General features: G+C 64.5%; 7 protein-coding genes. 3 read left to right on the top strand and 4 right to left on the bottom strand.

Going from position 1 to position 8,264, the window contains the following annotated elements; translation table 11 throughout:
• The first annotated feature begins 670 nt into the window (after positions 1–670).
• Both FVE25_RS56130 and FVE25_RS53455 read left to right on the top strand, forming a co-directional pair.
• Positions 671–1,435 carry a hypothetical protein gene (locus FVE25_RS56130; protein ID WP_157255224.1) on the top strand — a complete coding sequence of 255 codons (765 nt, stop codon included), beginning with the start codon at positions 671–673 and terminating at the stop codon, positions 1,433–1,435.
• Positions 1,436–1,590: 155 nt separating this feature from the next.
• Positions 1,591–1,842 carry a hypothetical protein gene (locus FVE25_RS53455; RefSeq protein ID WP_157255222.1) on the top strand — a complete coding sequence of 84 codons (252 nt, stop codon included), beginning with the start codon at positions 1,591–1,593 and terminating at the stop codon, positions 1,840–1,842.
• Between the two features lie 55 nt (positions 1,843–1,897).
• Here FVE25_RS53455 and FVE25_RS53450 read toward each other — a convergent pair whose 3' ends face one another.
• Complete coding sequence (locus tag FVE25_RS53450; protein ID WP_157255220.1) at positions 1,898–3,085, bottom strand: IS110 family RNA-guided transposase; 1,188 nt, start codon at positions 3,083–3,085, stop codon at positions 1,898–1,900.
• A 483-nt stretch (positions 3,086–3,568) separates the two neighbouring features.
• Between FVE25_RS53450 and FVE25_RS53445 the strand changes: the two genes are divergently transcribed.
• Positions 3,569–4,408, top strand: a complete 840-nt coding sequence (locus FVE25_RS53445; RefSeq protein ID WP_157255219.1) for an IS5 family transposase — start codon at positions 3,569–3,571, stop codon at positions 4,406–4,408.
• On the opposite strand, the gene FVE25_RS53440 is transcribed toward FVE25_RS53445, so the two are convergent.
• The 3 genes from FVE25_RS53440 to FVE25_RS53430 all read right to left on the bottom strand — a co-directional run bounded on the left by FVE25_RS53440 (position 4,368) and on the right by FVE25_RS53430 (position 7,404).
• Entirely contained in the window at positions 4,368–4,823 is a 456-nt protein-coding gene (locus FVE25_RS53440) for a hypothetical protein (RefSeq protein WP_219826078.1), read from the bottom strand. The genes FVE25_RS53445 and FVE25_RS53440 overlap by 41 nt on opposite strands.
• 585 nt (positions 4,824–5,408) lie before the next feature.
• Positions 5,409–5,591, bottom strand: a complete 183-nt coding sequence (locus FVE25_RS54225) for a hypothetical protein (RefSeq protein WP_181020004.1) — start codon at positions 5,589–5,591, stop codon at positions 5,409–5,411.
• Positions 5,592–6,132: 541 nt separating this feature from the next.
• A complete protein-coding gene (locus FVE25_RS53430) occupies positions 6,133–7,404 on the bottom strand; it encodes an amidase domain-containing protein (RefSeq protein WP_157255217.1) in 1,272 nt (423 codons plus the stop codon).
• Positions 7,405–8,264: the final 860 nt, after the last annotated feature.

The raw sequence follows: 8,264 nt of genomic DNA, 5'->3' as shown, positions 1-8,264 counted from the left end.
CGCTAAGGTGTCCACGAGGTCTCCGGGATTGGTTCTTCTTCGTCGTTGAACCCTTTACCGGAGACCTCGTTGCGTTACCGGTTACGACACGCCCTCATACACTTCGAAACACGTCCTAGTCTCAAACAGGCGGTAAAGAGACATCTGGTTCGATTGCTTGGGGCACAAATTGACGCCGGGGGAGCGAGGTCCTTGTTCAGGACACCAGCACTGGCCCTCGGGGTCGGTGAGGATCGCAACGCCCGATAAGGCTGTCTTATCTACTAACTCGCTCCGCGTTTCTCCGCGGGTTCAGCGTGAATGAAGGTCCTACGTACGTGTTGTGTTGTTGAGCGCCGGTGTTGCGCGACAAGTTAATGACAGTGACCTGCCGACAAGTTGTTGTCAGTCCTACGGGGTGAGGTCGATGCCTTGGGACTGGATCTCGATGAGCAGCGTCAGGCGGGCGGCGTCGTGGTCAACGAGGTGCCGGGCTTCCGCGCCGACAACATGCCGTACGGCGGCGTGAAGGACTCGGGCACCGGCCGCGAGGGCCCCGCTTCGCCCTCGAGGAACTCATGGTCACCCGCATGGCCATCATCCGCCCCTGACCTGGGGACGAGACGATTCCGTGATCACTGCCCGGCAGAATCCGACCGGTACACCCACCGATCGAAGGATCTCACCACCCATGAAACAGGCCGTTGCCGCACTTCTCGCCGGCGCTTTCCTTCTCGCGCCCGCGCCGACCGCTGCGGCGTCCTCCGACCCGGTCGCGGCGCTGAAGAGCCAGACCGCCGTCGGCAAGGGCGTGACCTTTACCGACGTCAGCTCCTTCATCGAGCTCTCCGGCACCACCAAGGTCATGAGCCGCCGGGGGACGCTGCAGTACGGCAAGACAGGCTTCGCCGCGACCGACGTCTCCATCAAGCCCCTGAGCGAGGAGAAGGCGACTTCCTCGCTCCTGGTGCCCGAGCGCGTCATCACCGTCGGCAAGAGCTCCTATCGCAAGGGTGGAGCCTTCGCCGGAGAGCTACCCAAGGGCAAGGTCTGGGTTAAGACCAGAAAACCGCTTCCGGCAGGGCTGGTCGGCTCGTTCGGCCAGCCGGTGAACGCCGCCGAGGTGTCGACGCTCAAGGCCCTCGTCTCCGTCGCCGAGCGGTCGGGCCGCATCTACACCGGTAGCATCACTTTCGCCCAGCTGCGGAAGGTCTCCCCGTGGGCGCGGGCCACCGTGTTCGGCGGGGCCAACGACGACCCCATCCGGTTCACCCTCACGCTCGGCGCCGGCGACCTGCCCGCGAAGCTGGTCACGACCTTCCAGACTCGGGGGCACTGGCTCCAGTACGGCGCCGAAGGCGACGAGATCAGCCACAACACCGTCTACAAGGGTTGGGGCAAGAAGTACACCATCGCCGCCCCTCCCGCGAGCCAGATCTACACGGGCAAGAAATAGCCCTCACCCCGCCGCCTTCGCGGGCGGCGGGGTGTTTCGCGGTCAGACCTCGTCGATGGTCATCGCGCCTTCGTTGGGGCGGCGGCTCAGGTCGATGCCGAGTTCCTCCGCGGCAAGGCCGATGAAAACTCGCCCGCGCCTGGATCAGCGGGATCGTGGTGCGGGACCTGGCCATCGACCGCGCCCACCGGCTGAGCGCCGAGCAGGGCCACGCCCTGCGCGAGCTGACCAATTCGCAGCGGAGCCCGGCCGCTCCCCGCGCTGGGGCCAAGCAGGCCAGCGGTGGCGACAACGCCTCACCCAGGCAAACCCGTCCAAGACCCTCAGAAAGATCCAGCCAGTCGAACCGGACCCCGCGCCAGACGCGGGCGGACAGCGAAGGCGTGAACCTCAGCCCGTACGACTGACAACAACTTGACGGAAGCCACTGTCATCAACTTGTCGCGACTCTTAATCCGGTTGTCAAGCGGCGAGGGTGAGGGGAGGTGTGGGTTGGTAGGTGCGGTTGTCGCGCAGAAGGGCCCACAGGACGTTGACGCGTCGGCGTGCGAGGGCGAGGACTGCTTGGATGTGGTGTTTGCCTTCGGCGCGTTTGCGGTCGTAGAAGCGTCGGGATTCCGGGCAGGACTGGATGCTGAGCAGCGCGGAGGTGTAGAAGACGCGTTGCAGGGGCCTGCTGTAGCGCTGGGGCCGGTGCAGGTTGCCGCTGATGCGGCCGGAGTCGCGGGGTTGCGGGGTGACGCCGGCGAAGCTGGCGAGCTGGTCGGCGGTAGCGAAACGGCTTGGTTTGCCGGTGGCGGCGATGAACTCGGCGCCGAGCAGGACGCCGATGCCGGGCATGCTGGTGATCACCTCGGCGGACGGATGGTGGTGAAATCGGTCCTCGATGAGCTGGTCGAGCTCTTTGAGCTGCTCGTTGAGGGTGATCACCCCCTGGGCGAGCTGGGCGGCCAGGAGCGCGGCCGTGCGCTCGGCGGGCAGGGCGGTGTGCTGGGACCGCGCTGCAGCGACGGCTTTGGCGGCCAGGGCTGCGGCGTTGCGGACCTTGCGGTCCTTCAGCCAGTCCGTGAGACCGTCGACACCGATCGCGCGCAGCGCGGCCGGGGTCTGGAAGCCGGTGAGCAAGGTCAGCGGGCCCTTGGTGGTGAGGTCGAGGGCACGCTGGAGGGCTGGGCAGATGGCCAGCAGCTGGTCATGCAGCCGGTTGACCGCCCGGGTGCGGTCGGCGGCCAGGTCTTTGCGGCGGGCGACCAGCATCCGCAGCTCGACCACCAGGTCGTCGTCGCCGTCCAGGACGGTCAGGTCCCGGCGCATCCGGGCCTGGTCGGCGATGATCAGGGCGTCCTTGGCGTCGGTCTTGCCCGCGCCGCGGTAGCCCTCGGCGGCCCGATTGACGATCATCCCGGGCAGGTAGACGACCTTCTGGCCATGATCGAGCAGCAGTGTCAGCAGCAGCACCGATTCGCTGCTGTGCAGGTCGATGGCCCAGACCACCTCCTCCGCCAGGCCCAGGACATCTCCGATCGCCGCCAGCAGCGCGGTCCCGTCGTTGGCGACCCGGCGGGAGAACACCCGCTCGCCGTCACCGTCGACCACCGCTACGTGATGATGCTCCCGACCGATGTCCGCACCGGCCCACACTCGCGTCAACTCAAGCCTCTCACCAGCAGAATCTGCCCTGTCCAGCCCGCAGACGACCTCGCCGCCAGGTCCCTACTCAGCGATCGGATCGCAGCTCTCAATCAGAGGCCGAGTCCGTCACGAAGGGGCGGGCGGCGAGTCGCGGGGAGCCACACGAACGGCAGACCACTGAAAGCCACACCCGCCCCTTCCGGGGCATCTGAACCCTACGAGCCCAGACGACTCAATGGTAGGGACCACTGACAACACTGTTGAGCGACAGGATTCTGAGTGGGCATCTTGGGAGCGCTTGTGGGCAGATACCCCTTTTGGGCGGTAGATAGTTCGCGGCGTTTGCGAAGAGTGCCCCGCTTCACCGGCCCGGGCGGAGTGCGCAGATGTCTATTTCGTGAGTCAGGTCGACCCCGATTCCGTCTGGCGTAGACATGTCCTGGAAACGCCATGTTTCAGAGGTTGCTGACCCTCGCGGTGGGTCCGACGTATCGGTCGAGTATGAACCCCCGACGCGCTTACCCGTCCGACATCTCCGACGCCCGCTGGGCCCTGATCGAACCCACCCTGACCGCCTGGCGTCAGGCCAGGCTCGACCGGCGACCCACCGGCGAGCCCGCACCCACCGACCTTCGCGACATCTTCAACGCGATCTTGTATCTGAACCGGACCGGCATCGCCTGGACCTACCTCCCCCACGACTTCCCTCCCCACGGCACCGTCTACTCCTACTACGCCGCCTGGCGTGACCAGGGCATCTTCGCCCAACTCAACTACAACCTCACCGGCCTGGCCCGCGCCAAAGACGGACGCAACCCCGAACCGACCGCCTCGATCATCGACACCCAGACCGTCAAGACCTCCACCAACCCACCCCTCGCCACGCAGGGAACGGACGCGGCCAAGAAGATCGTCGGGAGGAAGCGGAGCATCGCCACCGACGCCCTCGGACTACTCCTGGCCGTCACCGTCTGCGCGGCGTCCGTCTCGGAGAACCAGGCCGGCATCCGCGTCCTGGACCAAGCCAAAACCGATCACCCAACCATCACCCTGACCTGGGTCGATACCGGCTTCAAGACGCAGTTCGCCGACCACGCCGCACGCCTGGGCATCCACACCCGGGTCGTCCACCGCGATCCCAACGCCCGGGGATTCAGCATCGTTCAGCGACGCTGGGTGATCGAACGGACCCTCGGATGGCTCATGCTCCACCGACGCCTCGCCCGCGACTACGAAACCCTGCCCGCCAGCTCCGAAGCCATGATCCACATCGCGATGATCGACAACACCAGCAAACGCATTACCAACGAAACCACACCAACCTGGCGAGGGACGTACTAACCCAAACACGGGCAAACCAAACGCCCTCTGAGGCCACCCACACACGCGCCGGTAGCGGGCGGAAGCTACGGTCCTTGATCTGGCACCGCAGCTCGTCGAGGAATTGCCCGACGCCTTGCCGAACCTCGATGGACGCCGCCGTAGCCCCGTCCACTCCGGCCGTTCGGGCACCCTTGTTGCCTCGCACCCGATCCCACGCCACCAGCAGAAACGCAGGATCGGCAACGAGATTGAACAGGTCGTCGAACCGTTGATGAGGATCATCGTTAGCCCAACGGTGCAGCTTGGTCTGGATCTTCAGTACCCTTCGCTCCGCTTTATACAAGACGTGCTCGAGTTCGTCGGTATTCACCGGCGACATTTCCTCCTGATCTTCCAGTACTTCGGCTACCGACTTGCTGGCCCCCTTCGCCATGTGCGCGCCTTTCGCGCGCTCGGACTACTACGGGACCTCCGTCCCACCGCGCGGCCCTCAGTCGGCAACGGACCTGCCCACCACCGCACTGGATGTCCGGCGGGAGGGCGACCGCGGGCGGTTCCCACGTTCACTGCGCAATCGATCAGTCAGGGAGGCGCCCAGCTCTACTCCGGCAGCATCGCCACGCCTACGCCGCCGGCCTTCAACATGGCCTCCTCACCGCCAACTTAATACGGCTTCGGAGTTGGACCCCGACCGATGACCAGGGACCACGCACTGCACACCGGCCCATATCCACCAGATTTGAGCCGGCACCGCCATTACGGAGCTTCAACCACTGGTTCACTTGCGTTACACCTTCTGACCTTGCTCGACGAACCCGCGCCGTCTGGTACGCCCGGCACGTCCCGCCTTTGTCAGGGCCGCTTGCCACCCTCCCCGGCGTTCCCCGCGTCGGGCTGCCCTCAGCTTCGATCGGGCCGCTGCGACGGCCCAACGGAGAAGGTCTTCCACCTCCACTCGATTACGTAGCGCCTCGTGGCGCACTAAGTTCCGGCAGCAAATGGCCGGGAGCCTCTGGAGCTACGTGGCCAGATCATCATCCTGATAGCAAGGTTCAGGCCCCGCCTCGGCGGGGCCTGAGTTGTTGGTGCGGTGGGGCGCGGGTTGGCCGCGTAGGCGAGGGTCTCGCATGACTCCGATGATCAGGTTCTCGCGGGCGGCTTCGACGACTTCCTTGGTGACGGTGGTGAGCTGGTTGATCACCAGTATCTGAAGTGCACAGAGAGATGATGCGACACCTCATGCCGTCTCCCGGTCTCCTTCTTGGCGCCAGGGTGATCGCTTATGGGCCTGTCGCCAGGCTCAGCACGAACGGCACCGGGCCCGCCCTCGGGGTGAATGTCACGAAGCGGGTGTTCGTCCCATTCCCCCACGCAGCGGTGGGCCCCTGGAACTTGAGGTCGAGATTCACTCCCAGCACGAGGCCGCCGGCTGGCGAGGGCGACTCGCTGATCACCTGGGTTACCCGGCCTGAGGTGAGGACGAGCGCGTCAGCCTCGTTCGAGGCCCACTGGTCGGGGACGAGATACCTGCGGCTCGCGCGGATTTGGCCGTCCCGGCGCCAGCTGTCGAGGAACGCCTGCAGTTCCTCGACAGCCGCCGAACGCGAGACCCACCCGCTCTGCGTCGCCGTGGAGGGAGAAAGTGTCGCCGGGGGGGGAGGGCTGGGTGCCCGTTGCCGAGCAGGCGACGACGATACCGGCGAGCGCGATCAAGCGGCTCAGAGTACGGGCGGGAGAATCCATCACGATACCTTGATCATGTCCTTGAACTTGTCGTGATAGTAGGTGGTGCTGCCGGTGCCGTAGTCCCAGCGAGTGTGATAGCGATCCGCGTTGTGCGAGTCGATCAGCGTGCTTTGATCGCCGGCGTAGGCAACGGCGATCGTGACATGGTCGATTTCTCCGTTGGATTGCCAATCGTAGAAGATGACGTCTCCGCGGAGCATCGACGAGATGTTGTAGCTGCGTGTTGCCGAAGCAGAACCCTTCGCTCCGAGGGATGCGAAGTTGTAGCTCGATCCGAGGGGGTTGCCGATGAAGAATCGGTGTTGCGTGGGGGTGTATCGCCACGCCTCGGTCGTGGCCGCGCAGGTTGAGCGGTCACCTGGGTCCCAGGCGGCCTGGATGGGGAAGTCTGCCGCGTCCGGGTCCCAGAGCGCTTGGGAGACGAAGTTCGCACAGTCGCCTCCAGCTGGGTTGCAGTTGGGGTAGGTCCGGTTGTAGTGGTTCCAGTACTTGTCGGCATACGCTGCCGCCGCGCCGCGGTCGTAGAGCATCGACTCGGCGGTGGGGGTCGCTGATGCTTTGGCCGAGCGGACCGGGTCCGGAGCCGCAGTCGTGCTGGTGCCGTTGGTGGCGGGCCTGGTGGGGCTGCGTGGAGTTACGTGGTCGCTGGCCAGCCCTTGCTCGAACGGGTCGAGGTAGGCGTCGGAAAGGATTTTCCAGCCCTTGCCGGTCTGCATCAGGCGGAAGTGATGCTCTGCCGAGACGATGCTCGTCACCGTCTCGCCGGGAGCGAAGGCGCGGCCTTCGGAGCGCGCCTTGGCGATGTCTGCTTGCTTGCCGGGCGTCACGTCCGTAGCCGTGGCCGAGGAACTCCACAGCATGGTCGTCTCGACCTTCCCGGACAGGGACGCCAGGGAACCCGAGACGGTGAGTGTCTCCACGTTCAGTACCGACGACACCGAGGTGTAGGTGTCCTGGTGCGAAGCCGCCCAGGCGCGGAACCGATCTGCCTTGGCGAGTTCATATCCGACGGCGGCTTGGGACTTCGCCGCCTCCGATGCCGGACTTTCGCCCTGTTCCAGCCCGAAGGCGGGGAACGAGGTTACTCCGACGGGGCGGGTGAGAAGCAGGCCGTCCACTGCGTGCAGGTACGCCCGGACGGCGACGACCGCGGCTTGGTCGAGGACATGCTGCTCGTGCGTGTCGGCGCCGGCGGGTGCTGCGAGAACGACCGGCACCGCTAACGTCAACGATGCCGCGATAGATAACGCGACCTTTTTGAACGTCATGAAGTAGACGCCCTATCAGATCGAATGATCTGCCACGAGCGGGGCTGCTTGCCGGAAGTTACGCCTCGCTCGTGGTGATAGCCGTTTTCGTTTTCTTGGTTTCACCCACTTTCTCTCCGAGGTGCGGCGGCGTGCGGCTATTCGCCAGCCAAGCTTCTGCAGGGCTCCCCATGGCCTCAGAACACTAGACCGTGCGGGGAGGATGGATACCCGCGGGGGAGGCGGGAGCTGTGCGCAATCATAAGTAAAGTTGATTCGACTGAGGCAGTCAAGAGATGTTCTCGATGTCACAATTCTTGGCGACTCGGAAACGAGCATGCTAACTGGTATTAGCACTTGCCTAATTGTGTCACCGCAGCTCGGTGCGCTGGATGGCCGATTGATTGCAGCAGCTTCGTGAAATAGGGTCGGATTATATTATGATTTTAGTGATGACCACATCTGGGCCTAATTGGGTCAACTTCGGCGGTCGGCTGCCAATTATATAACGAGTCGAGTCGGGCTCGTATTTATGCTGCAGCGGCTGAGAACTAAGTCCCGCTGATCCACTAATGCGCAGATTGCAGGCGTACACCCTGCGTGCGTCGGCGTCTTTCAATCGTCTCACGTTGGACTTTGCAGCAGTGAGCCGTTGTGCGGGAGCGCCCAGGTTGCAGCCGCCTCCCGGATTAAACGATGGGACGAGTTGTACGTGCCCAATTCGAACGCGAATACCGGCAGATGCCGACTTGGACCGACCGCCTAGGACGTGTTTCGAAGTGTATGAGGGCGTGTCGTAACCGGTAACGCAACGAGGTCTCCGGTAAAGGGTTCAACGACGAAGAAGAACCAATCCCGGAGACCTCGTGGACACCTTAGCG

It is taken from the genome of Nonomuraea typhae (genome assembly GCF_009760925.1).
Lineage (GTDB): Bacteria > Actinomycetota > Actinomycetes > Streptosporangiales > Streptosporangiaceae > Nonomuraea > Nonomuraea typhae.
The sequence above is the reverse complement of the archived record's forward strand: the minus strand, read 5'-3'. Positions and strand labels throughout refer to the sequence as shown.